The following is a 21686-nucleotide window of genomic DNA, read 5'->3' as shown; positions in this document are numbered from 1 at the left end:
TTATTAAAAGTGCAAAATTACGGGTTTTCTTGGGATTATGGGGTGTTAAATTTAAATACATCCCTCCCCGGCCCTCACTTCGAAGTGAGGGGGTCTGTTTTGGATTTAATTTAAAAAGTTGTCAGAATTAAAAAACCTCTTTTTGAAGGCAATAATGCTGAGCCTCTAGAATTAGAAATTGAAGGAACTATTATTTCTTCCTAAAAACCTGCTTCACCCTATTGAGAAGGGTGGGGCGTTTTATATTTTCGTGATAACCATTGCTGTAGTTACCATAACCACCATAGCCGTAACCATAACCATAGCCGTAACCATAACCGTAACCTCTACCCGCTTTCTCAACATAATCATTTAAGACAATGCTTATATGTTTCACTTCGCCGGTTTTGTACTTTTCATTGACGAAGGCCAACATGTTTTTGTGTGTATAGTTAAAACGCGCCATATAAAGTGTAGCGTCTACGTGCTTAATAAGCTCCAAAGAATCTGAAACCAATCCCAAGGGAGGAGAATCAAGGATGATATAATCGTAACGTTCTTTTAATTTATCAATAAGTTCGTCCAGTTTTTCGCTGATCAATAATTCAGAAGGGTTTGGAGGAATGGGTCCAGAAGGGATGACGTCTAGGTATTCCACTTCTGTTTTTTGGATAATGGTGTCAATATCGGCTTCATTGATAAGATAATTTACGACCCCCATAGAATTGTTGATATTAAAATCACCAAATATCTTTGGTTTTCTTAAGTCAAGACCTACCAAGATGGTCTTCTTTTCACTTAAAGCAAAAACCGATGCGAGATTAATGGAGCAGAATGTTTTTCCTTCCCCACTAACAGAACTGGTAACGAGCACAGTCTTTGCCCCTTTTATCCCTTGTTTTTTATATATAAATTGCAAACTGGAGCGCAAGGCTCTAAAAGCTTCGGCTATTGCTGATTTTGGTTTGGTAAGTACCACAAGATTATTGTCTATAGGGCTTTTCCCGAGAACTCCAAGCAATGGAATGGGGGTAATTCTTTCCAAATCTTTTACATTACTAATTTTAGTATCAAAAAATACACGAACAAAAACAAGCAATAAAGGAATGAAGAGCCCCAGCAATCCGGCCATCATATAGTTTAATTGGGTATTTGGTCCTATTTGACCACCACCAGTGTCTTTTGCGGGGTCAATAATCATCACATCGCTCACGTTAGCTGCTTTTACCAAACCCGCTTCGCTCCTTTTTGCCAAAAACAGGTTATATGTACCTTGACTCAAGTTATAGCGGCGCTCAATGTTTAAAAGATCTTGTTGCTCTTTTGGAAGTTTCCGTATTTCGCCTTCGTAACGACCAATATCGCTGTTTATAGAACTGAGCTCTTGATTTTTTAGACTTTTGGAGGAACGTATATTTTCAAGCAGGACTGTTTTAACCGCGTTAATTTGTCTATCTATATCACTAAAAATAGGCGCACCTTCTTTAAAAGAGTACTGAAGTTTGTTGCGTTCCTCAGCTAAGGCTACTATTTTTCCCACTCCAGTTACTACACTATTTTCAGAAATACCAGCAACCGAGGGAGCTGGCACGTCCCGATAATCAGAACGATTAATAAGATAATCCTGTAGGGTGTTGTAGTAATTCAGCTCGCGGTTAACGGATTCTTTGCGTAGGTCCAGACCATTAAGTTTTGCATTGATCTCTGTACCTTCACTAGCAAGGTCGAAAATAGCATTCTTGTTTTTGAATTGGTTAAGTTCATCTTGTACAGTTGAAAGCTCTTCAGATTTCTGAGCAAGACTACTATCAATAAACTTAATGGTTTTGGTAGCGAAGAGGTTTTTCCGCTCTAACATATCCTCGCTTAACACTTCTACCGAAGTATTTAAATAATCTACCAATTGAGCTTTATTATTTCCCGTAAGCCTCATTTTCAAAACAGAAGAACCTTTACTCTCTGGGTCAACACGAATGTTTAGGTATCTTTTTACTACTCCATCATAATTTCTGAAAGCAATATAGTATGGCGTTCCATTTCTTGAAATCATCTCTGGGTTAGGCATAAAAGTGCCACTAAAAAAGGGTAAAGATATGTGCTGCCCTATTTTGAAGTCTTTTGAAAACTCACCTGCATCCACAAACATGCTGGACTTTTCCTTTGTAGCATAATTTTGAAGTGAAATGTTTCCAGCTTCCTCAAAAGATACGCTCAAATTAAAATTTACGGAGTCCTTGAAAACTACTTTCATTTGCTTGTTCAGCATTTGAGGTTTGGTAGTGTCCACTTCTACAAAAAATGGAGTTTGTTTATATGCGTCCACCTGCTGGTATTTTCCTTCGCGCAGGTAGTCCATATAATATTGAAGTCGCTCCACCACTTTTTCGTTATGCGAACGGGATTGTAAAGTGATAACGGCGGTATTTACCTTGTCGGTTGTTCCACCCCAATTAAAAGTAAGACTGGTATTACTAGTGAAAAAAGGATTCTGGTCATCTTTAATGGAAACCATGTTTTCCATTTGGTAGATGGGCAGTTTGCGAACATTGATATAATAAGCAATGGAAAAAGCGATGGCCAACGAAATGAGAAACAACGGCCAATGATGAAAAAGTCTAAAAAGAAAACCTTTAAAATCAAAGGTGGTATGGGTTTCGTTAATTTCGAATTCCTCGCTCATGTTTTTATAATCTTGTGAACAATAAAATGGTTGTAACCAATGCGGTTGCAACCGTAACAATGGTTGTAAAAGATTGTAGCCCTGTGGTTCCTGTACCCAAGGATTTTTGTGGCAATGGGTTTATCAATATCAAATCGTTAGGCTTTATATAGTAATAAGGAGAATTCATTGCATCTAGTCTTGTTAAGTCTATATGATGCACTTTTTGCCCAGCTGGATATTGACGAATAATCACAACATCAGTTCTATCACCCGTAATTAAAATATCTCCGCTATTGGCAATAGCTTCCATAATGCTTACTTGATCACGGTAAATTATATTTGAACCAGGCCTACCTATTTCGCCATTAATGGTATAACGTATTCCCGCCAGTTTCACAGTAACAAAAACATTGGCTTCGGCTTTAAAATAATCTTTAAGTAAACGTTCCTCTAGTTTTTCCCGAACCTCATCAACCGTATAGCCTAAAACGTTCATTTCTCCCAAACTTGGAATGCGGATATTTCCATGGTCATCAACTACAAAACCGTCATAATATAGTTTTTCCTCACCCGTAGCGTTCGGGTTGGCATCGCTTATCGGGTTAAAAATACCCACAGTTTCTTGATCCAAAGCCTTTACGCGGATACTCAACAAATCATTTATTTGAAGTCGGTACGGTTCCTGTCTTTTACGCAAAAGCGCTAAAGTGTCTGAGCTACTTGTGTTTTCCTGTAAATAAGTAAGTTGTTTGGTGGTTACACAAGATGTGGCGCAAACAGCTACAATCAAAAAAAACATTACATATGTAAGCTTCATAAAGGAAGGGTTGTTAATGGACAAATATAAAGTAACGCATTTAATAATGAAACATTTTTTCGGAAAGGCACTTTTTAGGAAAACTGTTGATAAAATTAAACGGCAACCACAAAGAAACATCAATAATCCCCATAAACAATTGAATTCTGACCTCTACTTTTTAAAAAGAAAAAACTTATTTTTGAAGGATTCACTATAAAATCCAACTATGAAATACTCCGTATCAATCACCATAGACAAACCCATAGAGGAGGTTATTGCGCTTTTTGACAATATTGACAATATGAAAAAGTGGATGGAAGGCCTAGAAAGTTTCGAGCCTATTAGTGGAACACCCGGCGAAGTAGGCGCTAAATCGCTTTTGAAATTCAAGATGGGAAAGCGAGAAATAGAAATGATAGAAACCATAACCGCCAAAAATCTGCCAGAAGAATTTACAGGAACCTATGAAGCAAAAGGAGTTTTCAATATTGTAAAAAACAGTTTTGAACCCCTGCCCGGCAATAAAACCAAATATAGCACCGAACAGGAATTTCAGTTTAAGGGATTTATGAAATTGATTGGTCTGTTGATGCCTGGAGCATTTAAAAAGCAGTCCTTAAAATATTTACAGAATTTTAAGGCCTTTGCGGAAAGGAAATAATAATTAAGAATGAGCAAAGAAAAATTAATTAAAAGATTGCGCTGGTACTATCCTTTGGAAAAGTTCCACGCTTTTTTCACATTTCCCCTTTTAACTTTTTACTTCGTTTTAAATCATCCGTTTTTAAAAAGTATTTGGCTCATCTATGGTATGTTGGTCTGCATTTTTATTCTTTTTCAAGGGCAAAAATACTGGCAATTAAAGCTATGGCGATTGCAAGGAAAATCGTTTTCACAGGTAAGGAATTTAAAGTTTTTCAAAAAGCTAAAACACATTAATTTGCTTTTTCTAATGGGAATGCCCATAATCTTAGCCGTTCAGCTTTTAATCGTGGATTGGACTATGGCTGATGTTGATATTTTATTGTGGTCTTTTGCGGCAAACCTTTTCGCCGTTTTGGAGTACATAAATTACTATCACAAGCAATTAATGGTTGATAACACTTCAGATGTAGCATATATTCTTCGGAATAAAAGGTTGAAAACCGCAAGTTTGGCGAAAGATTTGAAGGAGAATAGTTTTTAAAAATTGTTATCCAACTAATTCTTCATTCCATATTATTCATTAAACATTTACAGTACTTTTGCCGAAAATCTAAACTGTGAATTACCTTTCAGTAGAAAATATCTCCAAATCCTTCGGGATGCGGGTTTTGTTTGAAAATATTTCCTTTGGAATAAACGAAGGACAAAAAATAGGTTTCGTAGCCAAAAACGGAACGGGGAAAACTTCCCTTCTAAATATAATTGCCGGAAACGACAAGGCCGATACGGGAAATGTGGTTTTCAGAAAAGGTTTGAAAATTGCCTATTTGCCGCAGGAACCAGATTTGGATCCAAAACTTACTGTAGAACAGACCATTTTTTCTTCGGATAATCCAATCCTAAAAATTATTGAGGCTTACGAACACGCTATTGAAAATCCTGACGATGCCGAAACCTACCAAAAAGCGTTTGACGCCATGGATGCCCATCACGCTTGGGATTTTGAGACTCGCTACAAACAGATTCTTTTCAAATTAAAGTTGGAAGACTTGCACGCCAAAGTGGGCAACCTCAGCGGCGGACAGAAAAAACGTTTGGCATTGGCCAATGCTTTGCTCACAACCCCAGATTTGTTGATAATGGATGAGCCCACCAACCATTTGGATCTTGAAATGATCGAGTGGCTGGAAAATCTTTTCGCAAAGGAAAACTTCACTCTTTTTATGGTTACGCACGACCGTTACTTTTTGGAACGCGTTTGTAATGAAATTGTAGAATTGGATGAGGGAACGCTTTACAGTTACAAAGGAAATTACAGTTATTATTTGGAGAAACGCGACGCCCGAATAGAAAATGAAGCCACAGAAACGGGAAAGGCGAAGCAACTTTTCAATAAGGAATTGGAGTGGATGCGCCGCCAACCCAAAGCGCGAACCACTAAAAGCAAAAGCCGAATCGACGATTTCCACGAAATAAAAGATCGTGCCAGCAAACGTCGCAACGACCATCAAGTGCAACTGGAACTGAACATGGAGCGCATGGGCACCAAGGTTGTGGAACTTCACAAAATTTCAAAATCGTTTGGCGAGAAAGTGCTTTTGGATAAGTTTGAATACAACTTTAACCGTGGCGAACGTGTTGGTATTATTGGAAAAAACGGAACAGGAAAATCTACTTTTTTGAATATTCTTACTGGCGCTTTAAAACCCGATTCTGGGAAAGTGGTCGTAGGTGAAACAGTTCAGTTTGGATACTACACCCAAGCTGGAATCAATATTAAGGAAGGCCAAAAAGTAATAGATGTTATTCGCGAATACGGCGATTATATCCCATTGAAAAAAGGACGACAGATTTCTGCTTCGCAGCTTTTGGAACGCTTTCTTTTCGATCCGAAGAAACAATACGATTTTGTTGAAAAACTGAGCGGTGGTGAACGTAAACGTCTTTATTTGTGTACCGTTCTTATCAAGAATCCAAACTTTTTAATTCTTGATGAGCCTACGAACGATTTAGATATTGTTACGCTAAATCTTTTGGAGAGTTTCCTTTTGGACTTCCCGGGTTGTCTTTTGGTAGTTAGCCACGACCGCTATTTTATGGATAAAATTGTGGATCACCTTTTTGTTTTTAGAGGAGATGCCGAAGTAGAAGATTTCCCCGGAAACTATTCAGATTTTAGGGCTTATGAAGATAGCAATGTGCAGGAAAAACGTGAAGCGAGTGAAGCTACGCCAAAGGTTAAAAAAGATTGGAAACAAGACTCCAGCCCCGCAAAACTTAATTATAACGAGCAAAAGGAGTACAACAAGCTAGAAAAGGAAATAGCCAATCTTGAAAAAAGTCGGGAGGAACTTCAGAATAAATTTGCCACTGAAAACTGGGATGGAGCCGAGATTGACAAACAATCCATAAAGCTGCAGGAAATTATGGATACCATTGCAGCCAAGGAAGAACGCTGGTTTGAGCTTTCAGCAAAAATGGAGGGATAGTTGATGGTTGATGGTTGATGGTTGATGGTAAATGTACGTCCCTGATATAGGTTGACCACTTAAAGTGTGGAAAACTATGAAAGCAAATGTACGAAGTATTCGCAAGACGCGTAAATACTCAATTGAATTTAAAAAACGAATTGTTGCAGATTTTGAAAACGGTAAGTTCAGTGTGCTTCAACTAGAGAAGCTACACGGAGTATCAGAACAGTCGATTTATCGTTGGATCTATAAATTCTCTACCTTTAGCGAGAAAGGATTCAGAATCGTAGAGATGAAGGACAGCAGCAACAAAAAAATGAAGGAGCTCGAGGCTCGTGTAAAGGAGCTTGAGCGCACTGTGGGCCGCAAGCAGATAATGATCGATTATCTGGAGAAGATGATGGAGATAGCCAAGGATGAACTTGACATCGACATCAAAAAAAACTTCGGCACCCCACAATCAACTGGTTCCGGGAAAACAAACAAAAAATGAGTTTTTCCCTAAACAGTCTCTACAGAGAAGTTGGCCTGAGCAAGCAGGCCGTTGCCCAGTACGATACTAGGCAAAAGGTCTTTGATAGCAAAACAGCACAGCTGGTCCTTGAAGCAGACGAACTGCGAGCGGACCATCCAGGTTGTGGGGTGGAGAAAATGTACTATACACTTAAGCCCGACTTTATGGGAAGGGATCGGTTTATAGAACTCATGATGGAACTGGGATATCGCTTGAAGCGTAAAAAGAATTACAAAAAAACAACAATCGCTTCAAAGATCTATTATCCCAACCTTATAAAAGGAATGGAAATTGACCGTCCATCGATGGTGTGGCAGTCCGACATTACCTACATACCCATCGGCAACAGACATTATTACGCAGTCTTTATAATAGATGTCTATACCAAGAAAATTGTAGGCTATAAGGTCTCTGGCACTATGCGGGCACGGGCAAATATGGATGCCTTAAATATGGCCCTGAGAGAAAACGATGCTCCGTTGATACACCATAGCGACAGAGGAAGCCAATATACTTATAAAGAGTACATAGGCCTTCTAAAGCGCAATGGAAGTCAGATAAGTATGGCACTCTCCGCCCAGGACAATGCCTTTGCCGAGCGTATCAACAGGACCATAAAAGAAGAATACCTGGACCACTGGAAGCCCAAGGACTTTGGCCAATTAAGAAGAATGACGGCAAAAGCCGTAAAGAACTATAACAACAAAAGATTGCATAACAACAATGACAGAATGAGCCCTGAAAAGTTCATAACCCAATTTTCTTTCTTGAGGCCTCAAGAAAGAAAATTGATGACTATTTTTGACAATGAATTAATTAACTAAAAACGGTCAACGCTAATCAGGGAAGTTCAAAAAATAATCTCTTCGCTTTTCGCTAATTCCTTTTCACTATTACTTTAAACTTTTAACTTTAAGCTTTTAACTTAAGGATGATTCACCAATCAAAAAGCTACATAAAATTCATTCGCCTTTCCAAAAACAGGCACGGGGTACATTCGCCTTTTTTATATGATTTGGTGACGAAATGTTTTAATGATAAAACGAAATATTCCGAATACGAAATTCTTAAATCGCACAGAAAAGCTTTGCGAAGCGATACTTCAACTTTTGAAATGAAGGATTTTGGGCAAGGTTCACGCGTATTTAAAGGTAATGCCCGAAAAGTTTCTGCGGTTGTTAAGAATGCAGGAATGCGAAAGAAACGCCAAAAACTGCTCTTCCGTTTGGCTAAATATTTTAAAAGTGAAAACATACTGGAATTGGGAACTTCGCTCGGTTTGGGAACTCTTGCGCTTTCACTTTCAAATGAATTTGCCGCAATACACACTGTGGAAGGTTGCCCAAATACCTTAAATAAAGCACAGGAATATTTTGAGAAATTCAACTTGCACAATATTCAAATACATCAACAGCTTTTCAGTGAATTCCTTGAATCCCGAAATTTCGGGACAGAAAAATATGATTTAATATTTATAGACGGTGATCACAATGGCGAACGCACTTTAGGATATTTCAATTCCCTTTTAAAAAATATACACAATGATTCAATAATTATTTTTGATGATATTTATTGGAGCAAGGATATGACTGAGGCTTGGCAGAAAATAATCGCAAATGAAAAAGTAACGGTAAGCATCGATACTTTTCAATGGGGGCTGGTTTTTTTCAGAAAAGAGCAACCGAAGCAGGATTTTGTTATTAGGATTTGATTCTATTGATACTTTGGATTCTATGGATTCTATTGTTTAATGACCATTGAGTATTGAACATAAAACATTGAATATTGAATATTTTGTAACAACACAAGTACCTTTGCGTCCTATTAAAGCATATTGAAAAAACTTCTATGAGCTTAGTTATTAAAATCAGAAACATCACAAGGGATTTTCCGCTTGGGAATGAAGTGGTTAAAGTTTTAAAGGGAATTGATCTGGACATTGAGCGCGGCGAATACGTTGCATTGATGGGGCCTTCCGGTTCTGGAAAATCTACTTTAATGAACCTTTTGGGATGTTTGGACACGCCAACTTCCGGTACTTACGAGCTAAACGGAAGTAATGTGAGCAATATGACCGATGACGAATTGGCGGAAATCCGAAACAAGGAAATAGGCTTCGTTTTCCAGACTTTTAACCTCCTACCCCGCACTACCGCGTTGGAAAATGTAGCGTTGCCAATGATTTATGCCGGTGCCTCAAAAAGCGAACGAACAGAACGCGCAAAACAAGTATTGACCGATGTTGGCCTTGCAGACCGAATGGACCACAAACCCAACCAACTTTCGGGTGGGCAAAGACAGCGTGTGGCAGTTGGCAGGGCATTGGTAAATCATCCCTCTATCATTTTGGCAGATGAGCCAACAGGAAATTTAGATTCTAAAACTTCAGATGAAATAATGAATCTTTTCAATGAAATTCACAAAGCAGGAAACACGGTGATTTTAGTTACCCACGAAGAGGAAATTGCAGAAAATGCACACAGAATTATTCGGCTTCGGGATGGTGTTGTTGAAAGTGATACGAAGAAGGAAATGGTGAATTTGTGAGTTCGTGAGTTTGTGAATCTGTGAATTTACAATCCCTAATACCTAAGATTAATTTCATATTTCCCATTTGGTGTTTTATCTTTGAAATATGAACCTAGACCTTTCAAACCCACTCGTTTTAATTATTGGCGGAGTCCTACTCTTGGCCATTCTTTATTTTTGGAACAAACGCAACGCTTCAAACCAAAAAGTTCGTCGGAATAGAAATTTCCGAAGCAGTTACTACGAGCGGAAAAAGGAACGGGGAAAAGAAAGTTAGCAGTAAACAGTTGCAGTTGGCAGTATTCGTAGACTCGCGAAAAATCGCGCCCCCATTTTATTCAAATCCCAAAGATTAACAATTTTAATAAACTTCCTTTTTCTTCACGCCATTCCAAACCCATTTTTAAAGTAGTTATTTGTAATTTTGGAAATACCAAATTAAAACACTCACAAACTAACAAACTAACAAACTCACATATTCACAAATTCACAAATTCACATAACCTAAAATGAAAATATACACCAAAACCGGCGATGCAGGCACTACTGCCCTTTTCGGCGGCACAAGAGTTCCCAAACACAACATTCGTATAGAAAGTTACGGTACGGTGGATGAGCTTAATTCATATCTCGGGCTTATTCGCACTCAAGAAATTGACCCTCGCAGCAAAGAAATTTTGGTTCATATTCAAGATAGGCTGTTTACACTTGGAGCTATTTTAGCAACCGATCCTGCGAAAGCCACACTGAAAAGCGGAAAGGAACGTTTAAATATTCCAAAAATAGACGAAGAAGATATCGAGCTCCTAGAAAAAGAGATGGATATGATGAACGACTCCCTGCCACCAATGACGCATTTCATTTTGCCAGGTGGAAATTCTACCGTGTCATATTGTCACATTGCCCGTACTGTCTGCCGCCGTGCAGAACGCCGTACTACGCTTTTAAATGAAAATGAACCCATTGACGAAAAGGTGCTGATGTATTTAAACCGACTATCTGACTACCTCTTTGTGCTGGCACGAAAGTTGTCTAAAGACACCAACGCAGAAGAGACACAATGGATTCCTAAGAAGTTGTAAATTTCTTCCAAAACAATAATTTTAAATAATTGATTTTCACTTGTTTAAATAAGTTCTTTAAAATATAGCAGAAATAATTAAGATTTTTCTTGACTTTTTGATCTAAAAAATTACTTTTGCAGAAAATTAAACCTATAGTGCTATGTACTGGACATTAGAATTGGCATCCTATTTAAGCGATGCACCCTGGCCCGCAACCAAAGACGAATTGATAGATTACGCGATCAGGACCGGTGCTCCACTGGAAGTGGTGGAAAACCTTCAGGCAATTGAAGACGAGGGAGATTCCTATGACTCTATTGAAGAGATCTGGGCAGACTACCCTACCGACGACGATTATCTCTGGAATGAGGATGAATATTAATCCCAAGATTTTGGGAAAAATTAAAAAATAATATAAAAAGTCTCTTTTACGAGGCTTTTTTTTATTTAAAAAAGTCGCCACCAATACACGAATATTTTTGTATAATGATTTGTGTATTCGTGGCCAAACAAATTAAAATTGACAAAACAGTGCTGCGAAGCAACACTTCAAAATAAATTAATACATCATGGGAATATTAGATAACGTACTAAAAGTTTTTGTAGGCGATAAATCAAAAAAAGATATAGGCGAAATACAGCCGCTGGTGAATGAAATAAAAAAGCATGAAGCAGCAATTGAAAAACTTTCCAACGACGAGCTGCGAGCGAAGTCTGATTTCTTTAGAAAAGAAATAAAAGATGCCCAAAAAGATGTGCAAGATCAAATTGACACTCTTGAGAAACAATCGGAAGACGAGGAAGACATCAACAAAAAAGAAGACTACTACAACCAGATAGACAAACTGAAGGGAGATCGCTACGAAATTGAAAAAGCGACCCTTACCAAAATACTTCCCGAAGCATTTGCCGTGATGAAAGAAACCGCAAAACGCTTTAAAAACAACGAAACTATTACGGTCACCGCCAGCCCATATGACCGCGAAATTTCAGCGAATAAAGACTACGTAACCCTTGAAGACGACAAAGCCATTTGGAAAAATTCATGGGATGCCGCTGGAAAACCCATTACTTGGGATATGGTTCATTACGACGTTCAACTTATAGGTGGGGTTGCGCTTCACGAAGGAAAAGTAGCCGAAATGCACACAGGGGAAGGAAAAACCTTGGTTGCAACGCTACCAATGTACCTCAACGCCCTTGCTGGAAATGGGGTGCATCTTGTAACGGTGAACGACTACCTTGCAAAACGTGATAGCGCTTGGATGGCGCCATTGTTTGAGTTTCACGGAATGACCGTGGATTGTATAGACAACCACAAACCAAATTCCGCAGCGCGAAGAAAGGCTTATTTGGCTGATATTACCTACGGAACCAACAACGAATTTGGTTTTGACTATTTGCGTGACAATATGGCCCACGCCCCGGATGACCTTGTGCAGCGCCCGCACCACTATGCCATTGTGGATGAGGTGGATTCGGTTTTGATTGACGATGCGCGTACACCGCTTATTATTTCCGGACCGGTGCCCGAAGGCGACCGCCACGAATTTAACGAGCTAAAACCAAAAATCAGCAATATTGTTGAGGTTCAGAAAAAATATTTGACAGGGGTTTTATCTGAGGCAAAAAGACTTATAAAAGAAGGAGACCTAAAAGAAGGTGGTTTTCAGTTACTGAGAGTATATCGTGGTTTACCTAAGAATAAAGCATTAATCAAATTTCTTTCAGAAGAAGGTGTGAAGCAAATTCTTCAGAAAACCGAAAATCATTACATGAGCGACAACAACCGCGAAATGCCAAAGGTTGATGCCGAACTTTATTTTGTAATTGAAGAAAAGAACAACCAGATAGAACTTACCGATAAGGGTGTAGATTATTTGTCAGGTGAAGGCGATCCTGATTTCTTCGTAATGCCGGAGATTGGAACCGAGATAGCCGAAATTGAAAAGAAAGGTCTTCCAAAAGAAGAAGAGGTAGCCCAAAAAGAAGAACTTTTCCGTGAGTTTTCAATAAAAAGTGAGCGTATCCACACGATGAATCAATTGTTGAAAGCATACACACTTTTCGAGAAAGACGACCAGTATGTTGTAATGGAAAACAAAGTGTTAATCGTGGACGAACAAACCGGTCGTATTATGGACGGTCGTCGTTATAGTGATGGACTTCACCAAGCAATTGAAGCGAAAGAAGATGTGAAGATTGAAGCCATGACTCAAACCTTTGCTACTATTACACTTCAGAATTACTTCCGTATGTACCGCAAACTTTCCGGAATGACGGGTACAGCGGTAACAGAAGCTGGAGAACTTTGGGAAATTTATAAATTGGATGTGGTTGAAATTCCAACCAACCGCCCTATTGCACGCCACGACCGCGAGGATAAAATCTATAAAACAAAACGCGAAAAATACAATGCTGTAGCGGAAGAAGTTACTGCGCTTTCACAAGCAGGAAGGCCTGTTCTGATCGGTACCACTTCTGTGGAAATTTCAGAATTACTAAGCCGAATGTTGAGCATTCGTAACATTCCACACAACGTTTTGAACGCGAAACTCCACAAACGCGAGGCAGATATTGTTGCCGAAGCGGGAAAAAGCGGAATTGTAACCATAGCCACCAACATGGCGGGTCGTGGAACGGATATTAAATTGAGCGACGAAGTGAAAAAAGCCGGTGGACTTGCCATTGTGGGTACCGAACGCCACGATTCACGACGTGTGGATAGACAGTTGCGCGGACGTAGCGGTCGTCAAGGAGATCCAGGAAGCTCGCAGTTTTATGTTTCCTTGGAAGACAACTTGATGCGTCTCTTCGGAAGTGAACGAATTGCAAAGATGATGGACCGTATGGGCCTGAAGGAAGGTGAAGTGATTCAACATTCCATGATTTCAAAATCCATTGAGCGTGCGCAGAAAAAAGTGGAGGAAAACAACTTCGGTATCCGTAAACGTTTGCTGGAATATGATGACGTTATGAACGCCCAACGTGAAGTGGTTTACAAACGTCGTTACCATGCGCTTTTTGGGGACAGACTTCGAGTGGATATTGCAAATATGATTTATGATACTTCTGAAGTAATTGCAGAAAGCAACAAACTGGCACAGGATTACAAGAATTTTGAATTTGAATTGATCCGTTTCTACTCTATGGCCTCTCCTATTTCCGAAAAGGAATTTGAGAAAATGGATGCCCGTGAAATTGCAGGAAAAATATACAAAGCTGCTTACCTTCACTATCAGGATAAAATGTTGCGCAATGCCGAAATGGCTTACCCCGTAATCAAAAACGTTTACGAAACGCAGAAGGATAAATACAAACGAATCCTCGTTCCGTTTACAGATGGTGTAAAGACATTAAACGTTGCTACTGATCTTGAAAAAGCCTACGAAACTGAAGGAAAGCAATTGGTGAATGATTTTGAGAAAAATATCACTCTAGCTATTATTGACGATTCGTGGAAAACGCATCTTCGCAAAATGGACGAGTTGAAACAATCCGTTCAACTTGCAGTTCACGAGCAGAAAGATCCTTTGCTTATCTATAAATTTGAAGCTTTTGAACTTTTTAAGGCGATGATTGAAAAAGTGAACAAAGACGTTATTTCGTTCCTTTTCAAAGGGGAATTGCCGCAGGAAAACCAACAGCAAATTCAAGAAGCGAGAGAGGTAAAACGAAAGGAAAACCTAAGCGAGCAAAAAGACGAAATCCCAAATATGGACGAGCGTGCCGCACAATCCCGTGCCGCAGGCAATACACAGCCTCAGCAACAACAAGTTACGGAAACTATTGTACGCGAACGACCAAAAATTAATCGAAATGATAAAGTGACGATTAAACATGTGATGAGCGGAGAAAACAAAACGATGAAATTTAAACAAGCCATCCCGATGTTGGATAAAGGAGATTGGGTGCTTGTTGATGAGTAGTTTTTTTTGACTTAGAACGCAAAAATCTAGGACGTAAGACTAATTAGTTTACTGGATTTTAAAGCTTTGATAAAGTTTATATATCCCGAAGCCAAAGCTTCGGGATTTTTTATGCTTAAAAAAACTATCTTTAATCGAAATTGAAAAAGAAAAAGTGATGAAAAAATTATACATAGAGCTTAAATGGGCCGTAATATTCACAATTGCTATTCTCTGCTGGATGTTGCTCGAAAAAACCTTAGGCTGGCATGAAGAACGGATTGCAGACCACCAATGGCTGACGCTTCTTTTTGCTCCCTTCGCAATTTTGATGTATTTGCTGGAAATGCGCGAAAAAAGAAGAAGGGTTTACAGCGGCAAAATGACCTGGTTGCAGGGATTTATTTCAGGAGTTATACTGAGTGTTTTTGTAGCGTTGCTTTCACCATTGGCCCAATATATTACACATGAATTCATAACCCCGAAATATTTCAACAACGTGATAGAATATTCCGTTACCAATGATTTAATGACACGCACAAAGGCTAACGAATATTTTAATATAAATAGTTACATGTGGCAATCTGCTTTTGGGGCCTTGGGTTTCGGCATTGCTACTGCGGCAATTGTTGCCATTTTTGTGCGAAAAAAATAAACCTATTTCTTCGGAAAAAATTTCCTTTTAAAACTTGTTCAAAGAAATTAAACCGCTTATAATGAGCGGGATACTTATTGCATAATGGTTTTTTTCATAACTTAGCTATTAAAATCAACCTTAAAAATCAACACGTATGAAAAAACTAATTTTAGCAACAGCAGCGCTTGCCCTTTGTTTTGTTTCCTGCAAAAATGAAACGAAAGAACCAATGGAAGCTGAAGATTCCATGGTAAAGGACAGCATAGTAATGGAAGAACCTGAAACCCCGGAAGCACCAATGGATTCCGTGGCAATGCAAAAAGCATGGGAAGCATATATGACGCCCGGTGAGCCCCACAAAAGAATGGCTGCCGAGGAAGGCAAATGGAATGATGAACTCACTTTTTGGATGGGACCTGATGCGCCCCCAGAAAAAGCAACTGCAACCGAAGAAGTAAAAATGATAATGGGTGGGCGCTATCAAGTTAGTACCACTACGGGCGAAATGATGGGAATGCCTTTTGAGGGAAGAGGCACTTTGGCTTATGATAATGCCACCAATGAATACATTTCCACTTGGATTGACAATATGGGCACTGGTTTATCCGTAATGCGAGGCAAATATGATGAGGCCAGTAAATCCACAACACTTACAGGCACGATGGTCGACCCTATGACAGGGAAAGAAAAACAGATGAAACAAGTGTATACCATAATAGATGAAAATACCCGAAAAATGGAAATGTTTGAGACCGCTCAAGGGGGTGGAGAATATAAAAACATGGAAATTGTGATGAAAAGAGGATAATAGTTTTTAGAGCGATCCGATAAAATTATTTTAAGAAACCTTGTTTGCAGAGTGCAAACAGGGTTTTTTTAATTTAAAAATAGATTTCTAAATTCTGCTGAAAATTTAACTTTATGTATCTTGTGGCATTGATACCTTGTTAAAACATGCGCTCTATTTTTTATATGTTTTTGATGTTCCTGGCTGGTGTAGTTGCCTCTGCCCAGGACGATAGCGATTATAAAGATATGTTAGCGAATGCCGAAGCGGTTCTATATACCCAGCCCGAAGAAGCCATCAAAATAGCAAACCACGTACTGCAAAATTCAAAAAACGCCAACCAACTAATCCAGGCAAACCTGCTTAATACTACTGCCTATTATATAAAAGGCGAATTTGAAAATGCCGTAAAAGCAGGGGTTGAAGCAAAAATAATTGCAGAATCAATTGAAGCCATTCCTTTACAATTAAAGGCGACGGTTGCCTCCATTCCTCTATTATATGATTTGGGCCTCAATAAAGTGGCGGAGCGATATTACGGGAATATAAGTGTTTTGGCCTCAACCCCGAACACGGAAACAATCTCTCTTTATCTTAAAGGCGGAAAGGCACTGTTAACCGCATATAAAGAAATGGAACAAGACAACTGGCAACAAGCCTTGGAAAATTTTAATCTGGCAAATACTTTTTTTGAGAAAATTCCCGATAAAACCATGGCAAACGAAAACAACGCAACCATGGCAACCCTTTATGCAAAGGTTTACAACATAAATGCCTCGCAAAAACATTTTAAGGCCCTCCTTGAAAAAACAGTGGACGAATACCCCAATAATTACTTAAAAATGGTGGTGCTAAACCAATTGGGTGAATTACATTTTCTGAAACAGGACTACTCCAAATCTATTGAATCGTACCACACTGCCTTGCAAATTGCAACACAGTTCCAAAACAAAAATTACCAATCCCAGATTTCAGAAAATCTATCTTCCGTTTATTTGGCTCTAAAGGACACTCCGCAGTTTTATTCGTATAAAAAAACAGCACAACAATTGGACGATGCTATAGAAACAACGGAAGACCAAGCAGTAAATGCCATTTACAATTATGTAAACGAAAACAATACAACTAAAAGGGACAGTTTGAAGAAAATGTTCACGAGAAACTTGTTGGTATTGTCGGCAATTCTGGCTGTAATTATTTTTACCTGGCTTCTCCTTCGATTTCGTTACCGAAACAGGGCCAGGCAATACAATCGTTTTTTAACCTATTTTGAAAACAGACAAAAACCCACAGAAACCCTTCCTATAAAAGAAATTTCAAAAGGCCTAAACATTCCTCGGGAAACGGAAGATGCGTTGGTAAGCAAATTGGCACAGTTTGAAAAATCAAAACAGTTTACCAAACAGGATATGTCTTTGGCATCACTGGCAGCACATTTTGAAACGAACACCAAATACCTTTCGGAAGTGATAAATTCCCATAAAGGAAAAAATTTCAACAGTTATATCAATGAACTTCGAATCAATTACATCATAGACAAACTAAAAAGCAATAGCACCTATCTGCAATATAAAATAAGCTATTTGGCCGAAGAGAGCGGTTTTTCTTCCCACAGTAGTTTTGCCACTGTTTTTAAGGCAGTTACTGGAATTCCCCCAACCGTTTTTATCGATCTATTGAAAAGCTCAAAAAAATCAACCAAAGCTGTTTATGAAGAAGTGGAATAAACATAGCGCCCTGTTTTTCTTGGCAGGATTTTTCTTCTTTGTGCAAATGGTGCATTCACAAAAAGATGTGGATAGTATTTTGAAAATAGCCAATAAGCAGGTGTACGAAAACCCAGAAGAAGCTATCTCACTTTCCCAAGAAGCTCTGAACGACCAAAAAATTACCGTTCGGAACAAAATTAATTCCTTGCTAGTCATTTCAGTAGCATATTCTTCAAAGAGAGATTATGAAAAAGCCTCAGAATATATTTTTCAGATTAACGAACTTATCCCGAAGATAGATGATGAGTTGCTTAAAATAAGCATCCTCAATCGGATTGGCGCACATTACCAAGAGTTGCAGATTTATGACAAATCCCTGGAATATCTTGATGAATCGCTTATTTTAATTGAAAAATATCCAACACCGGATTCAATTCAGAAATATCTGGGTTATAATTCGATTTTACGAGGCTTTATTTACCGCAAACAAACAAACTGCGACATTGCCTTAAAATACTTTGACAGTGCCATTATAGCTTATGAAAAGACCATAGCACAGCAACCCATTATGAATGCTAACCTGAGTATATCTTATTACAACAAGGGAAACTGTTTGTTATCACTCAATAAGACCGAACAAGCAAAGGAAAGCTTCCTTAAATCCGTTGAGCACGCCAAAACAATAGATGCCAAAAGCCTGATTGCCTTTGGGGAAAAAGGATTAGCCGAAACCGAGACCCAAAATGGAAACTACAAAGAAGCTCTATCGCTGCTCATCGATGCCCTTGCAATATCAAGTAAGGTGGGCGATCTTGTTCTAAACCGTGAAATTTATGAAGGACTTGCCAATAATTACCTCTTTCTCGGCGATTGGGATAATTATATACTTTATCAAAATAAATATGTAGCGATAAAAAAGGCAAATAAAATTTCCGAAAGAAAAACCATCAATCAATCCCTGATTTCTTTAACTGAAACCAAAGCGGAAGAAATTGAGCAGCTCCGAGCTTATTTCAGACCCCTTCAAATCATCTTCATAATCATTATTACAATTGCGCTTTTTTTACTCATCCGCTCAGTAATAGTTTGGGAAAGGGATTTAAAAAAGTTAGAAAACAGGTTAAAAAGTTAGTTTTTCAACGCTTTCTTCCGTTGTCGAGCTAAATTTTCAATACACACTACAAATAGTTGATTTATAGTATTTTAATTTTGATTTAGTCTTTTAAAATTCACGAATTTCAAAAGGTATCACCTTTTATTATAGTATTTACCCACCTACTTTAGCCTTCAGATAAAACAAAATCAATTAAAATTTTATTACAATGAAAAAAATTATTCTTCTATTAATGGTGTGCGCATTTGGATTGTGCATCGAAAGTGCTTCGGCCCAATTTGTGGTGAAGCCTACTTTTTTTGAAACCCAAGGCGTTTCCAACAACGGTATTGTTTCTGGATATGAACAGCAATCAGGCCCTTATTCCCTTTGGAATCCAGAAACCAATGATTTTACAGAAATTGGCGGCGCTGCCCCTGGAAATGGAGTTGGGGGTGCTGTAAGATTCTCTGGTAATGGAAATCTGCTTTCCGGAACATCTTATGAAACGATCACTGCCCCAACCGAATGGGTGAAAACCAATACAGGCTTCAATTATATTTTTAGGGGAATTGAATTTCCTGAAAACCAAAGCTCTGTGGCTTTTGCTGCTGGTGAATCATCAACCTATAATGGTACAGGAATAATAATAGTTACATATAATGGTGGAGATACTTGGACCGAACTATGGACAGGTGCACACCAAGGTATTGAGGCTATGAGTTTCCCTACTCAAACTACTGGCTACGTTGGCGGGTGGAGCAATTATTTCGCAAAAACCACCGATGGCGGCTATACTTGGACAACCCAGACCCCTGGCACTGATGTTTGGTATTATACAAGTATCGAATTCAAGGATCAATGGAATGGCGTTGTTACCGCACAGACCAATACAGGTGTTGGCGTATATACCACCAACGATGGGGGCTCTACTTGGACAGAAGGTTCTGGACTAACAGGGGTTCCTTACAAATTAACCTATGTTGACGGAGACATCTATTTCATGGTTACAAATGGAGGCGATATTCTAAAATCTATCGATAATGGCCTTACTTGGACCTCTGTACATTCTGGCGGAGGACTCCTTTTGGGAATTGAATTTTACGACTCCAATACTGGTATTGCCGTTGGTGATGATGTGGTCCTTAAAACAACAGATGGTGGTACTAACTGGCAAACGATTACCGTTGCCAACAGCCCAACACCCCTTTGGCGGGATGTAGCGTGGCTTGACGCAGACCACGTTACAATGGTCGGCACTCCAGAAGTAATCTTTGCCTCTGAAGACGGTGGCGATACCTGGCCCATTAACAATCTAGGCACATCTACCTTTAACGAAGCATTGTATGAAGTTGTGTTTACTCCAAATGGCAGAGGCTTTATTATTGGTTCACAGGGTGTATTGTTCACAAAAGAACCCGAAACCAATATCTTTTCCATACAATCTATGTACAATGTCGCCAACGCTGAATGGACCGTTCTTGGCAGTTTTGATTATTCTGCGGACGGCAATTTAAGCTCGGGCTATAATATTTCTGATGATGGCAATACGGTCGTGGGCAGTGCCTATGTAGAACCAACTTCCGGACAATCAGGAGTGGCAGTACACGCAACCGCTTGGACAGCCGCAGATGGACTTGTAGATTTGGGAAGTCTTTACACAAACATCAACCGCAGCACAAGGGCAAATGCCGTAAGCGGTGATGGAAATGTAATTGTAGGTTGGCAGGATTTTAATGGCCCTTGGAAATCGGCTGTATGGCGAAAAGATGCAAACGGGAATTGGCTGCCAAACGAATATCTCTTGGTTGACCCCAACGGAGATCCAACAGATGAATATAATCAATTGGGCGAGTGCAGCGCTATCTCTGCAGATGGAAATTGGATTGGAGGCCGTGGAGACTATGCAAACAATGGCGAACCATGGATTTGGAGCGAAGCCACTGGATATATGTCCCTTGGAACCTTATCTTCTGGAAGTACAGGCAACGTAACAGGCATTAACCACGACGGAAGTATTGTTATTGGATATTTTCAAATTGGCCCTTTTGATCCAAATGTTCCCTTTATTTGGACACCAACGGCCGGCTTACAAGATTTTAACGATTTTATAACGGGAACTTTGGGTTATACAATGACTGCAAGCCCAGCATGGGTTCCCAATTCTATTTCTTCCAACGGAAAATACATTACAGGTTGGGGCTATGACCCTACAATTGGCCCTTGGGGAGATTTGTTTACGTATCGCGTACAACTTCCAAGCGTTCCCACTAACGACGATTGCGTCGATGCCATTCCATTGGCTTGTGGCGACTTGGTTACCAATTCTACTATATTTGCTACAAATTCTGGCGGAAATGCCTCACCGGATGTGTTTTATTCATACACGGGAACTGGAGCTGCAGAAACCATTACGCTAAATGCTTGTGGTCCTGACACCAACTTTCCAACTACCGTGAGGGTTTATAGTGACTGTACATTGACCAACCAAATTGCTTTCAACGACAGTTCTTGTGTTAATCAACCCGAATTGTCATTTGAATCTGACGGAACAAGCACCTATATTATTATGATTGAAGGCTATGATGACACAAAAGCTGGTAATTTTCAATTGGGGATAACTTGCGAACTTCTCGGTACGCAAGACAACCAGTTGCAACATGTTGCACTATACCCAAACCCTGTAACTGATGTCTTGCAAATAACTTCAAAAACTGAAATTACGTCTGTAGTTATTTTCAACATCAACGGACAGCAGTTATTAAACAAGGACCTTAACAGTATGCACGGCGAAATAGATATGGCTGCACTTTCATCAGGTATTTATTTTGCAAGGGTAACAGCAAACAATGCAACAGAAACTTTCAAAATCGTAAAAAACTAAAAGTA

Annotated in this window: 18 protein-coding genes; 16 read left to right on the top strand and 2 right to left on the bottom strand. The window is 39.2% G+C overall.

Translation table 11 applies throughout. From position 1 onward, the window contains the following. Positions 1-190: 190 nt before the first annotated feature. A complete protein-coding gene (locus Q2U82_RS09585; RefSeq protein ID WP_410004657.1) occupies positions 191-2659 on the bottom strand; it encodes a polysaccharide biosynthesis tyrosine autokinase in 2469 nt (822 codons plus the stop codon). Positions 2660-2663: 4 nt separating this feature from the next. After that, positions 2664-3458 carry a polysaccharide biosynthesis/export family protein gene (locus tag Q2U82_RS09580; RefSeq protein WP_410004656.1) on the bottom strand — a complete coding sequence of 265 codons (795 nt, stop codon included), beginning with the start codon at positions 3456-3458 and terminating at the stop codon, positions 2664-2666. A 208-nt stretch (positions 3459-3666) separates the two neighbouring features. On the opposite strand from Q2U82_RS09580, the gene Q2U82_RS09575 reads away from it, so the two are divergent. From Q2U82_RS09575 to Q2U82_RS09500, 16 genes are all read left to right on the top strand, one after another. Further along, positions 3667-4101, top strand: a complete 435-nt coding sequence (locus Q2U82_RS09575) for an SRPBCC family protein (RefSeq protein ID WP_410004655.1) — start codon at positions 3667-3669, stop codon at positions 4099-4101. Between the two features lie 9 nt (positions 4102-4110). Continuing rightward, a complete protein-coding gene (locus Q2U82_RS09570; RefSeq protein WP_410004654.1) occupies positions 4111-4626 on the top strand; it encodes a hypothetical protein in 516 nt (171 codons plus the stop codon). Between the two features lie 76 nt (positions 4627-4702). Continuing rightward, on the top strand, positions 4703-6574 hold the full coding sequence (locus tag Q2U82_RS09565; RefSeq protein ID WP_410004653.1) for an ABC-F family ATP-binding cassette domain-containing protein: 1872 nt from the start codon (positions 4703-4705) through the stop codon (positions 6572-6574). Between the two features lie 76 nt (positions 6575-6650). After that, the gene (locus tag Q2U82_RS09560) at positions 6651-7049 is read left to right on the top strand and encodes a transposase (protein ID WP_410004652.1); all 399 of its coding nucleotides are present in this window, start codon (positions 6651-6653) and stop codon (positions 7047-7049) included. Continuing rightward, on the top strand, positions 7046-7894 hold the full coding sequence (locus tag Q2U82_RS09555) for an IS3 family transposase (protein ID WP_410004651.1): 849 nt from the start codon (positions 7046-7048) through the stop codon (positions 7892-7894). Before Q2U82_RS09560 ends, Q2U82_RS09555 begins: the two co-directional genes overlap by 4 nt. A gap of 107 nt (positions 7895-8001) precedes the next feature. Beyond that, positions 8002-8781: an O-methyltransferase gene (locus Q2U82_RS09550; protein WP_410004650.1), complete on the top strand. Its 780-nt coding sequence runs from the start codon at positions 8002-8004 to the stop codon at positions 8779-8781. A 137-nt stretch (positions 8782-8918) separates the two neighbouring features. Continuing rightward, positions 8919-9617, top strand: coding sequence for an ABC transporter ATP-binding protein (locus tag Q2U82_RS09545; protein ID WP_410004649.1), 699 nt, complete (start codon positions 8919-8921; stop codon positions 9615-9617). Positions 9618-9705: 88 nt separating this feature from the next. Next, positions 9706-9876 (top strand): hypothetical protein, encoded by a 171-nt coding sequence (locus tag Q2U82_RS09540; protein ID WP_410004648.1) that lies wholly within the window; start codon positions 9706-9708, stop codon positions 9874-9876. Positions 9877-10108: 232 nt separating this feature from the next. Next, positions 10109-10681: a cob(I)yrinic acid a,c-diamide adenosyltransferase gene (locus tag Q2U82_RS09535; protein WP_410004647.1), complete on the top strand. Its 573-nt coding sequence runs from the start codon at positions 10109-10111 to the stop codon at positions 10679-10681. Between the two features lie 142 nt (positions 10682-10823). Continuing rightward, on the top strand, positions 10824-11045 hold the full coding sequence (locus Q2U82_RS09530) for a DUF2795 domain-containing protein (protein ID WP_014782927.1): 222 nt from the start codon (positions 10824-10826) through the stop codon (positions 11043-11045). A 187-nt stretch (positions 11046-11232) separates the two neighbouring features. Beyond that, a complete protein-coding gene (gene secA, locus Q2U82_RS09525; RefSeq protein WP_410004646.1) occupies positions 11233-14592 on the top strand; it encodes a preprotein translocase subunit SecA in 3360 nt (1119 codons plus the stop codon). Between the two features lie 157 nt (positions 14593-14749). Then, a complete protein-coding gene (locus Q2U82_RS09520) occupies positions 14750-15226 on the top strand; it encodes a DUF4199 domain-containing protein (RefSeq protein ID WP_410004645.1) in 477 nt (158 codons plus the stop codon). A gap of 136 nt (positions 15227-15362) precedes the next feature. Then, entirely contained in the window at positions 15363-16016 is a 654-nt protein-coding gene (locus Q2U82_RS09515; RefSeq protein ID WP_410004644.1) for a DUF1579 domain-containing protein, read from the top strand. Between the two features lie 146 nt (positions 16017-16162). Beyond that, entirely contained in the window at positions 16163-17722 is a 1560-nt protein-coding gene (locus Q2U82_RS09510) for a helix-turn-helix domain-containing protein (protein WP_410004643.1), read from the top strand. After that, positions 17706-18836, top strand: a complete 1131-nt coding sequence (locus tag Q2U82_RS09505; protein WP_410004642.1) for a tetratricopeptide repeat protein — start codon at positions 17706-17708, stop codon at positions 18834-18836. The genes Q2U82_RS09510 and Q2U82_RS09505 overlap by 17 nt, the downstream gene beginning before the upstream one ends. A 190-nt stretch (positions 18837-19026) precedes the next feature. Next, positions 19027-21681, top strand: coding sequence for a YCF48-related protein (locus Q2U82_RS09500; RefSeq protein ID WP_410004641.1), 2655 nt, complete (start codon positions 19027-19029; stop codon positions 21679-21681). The last annotated feature ends 5 nt before the right edge of the window (positions 21682-21686 follow it).

Origin of the sequence: Aequorivita nionensis, assembly GCF_046352995.1 — a bacterium.
GTDB lineage: Bacteria > Bacteroidota > Bacteroidia > Flavobacteriales > Flavobacteriaceae > Aequorivita > Aequorivita nionensis.
Note: the sequence above shows the minus strand (reverse complement) of the source record. Positions and strands in the feature narration are given on the sequence as shown.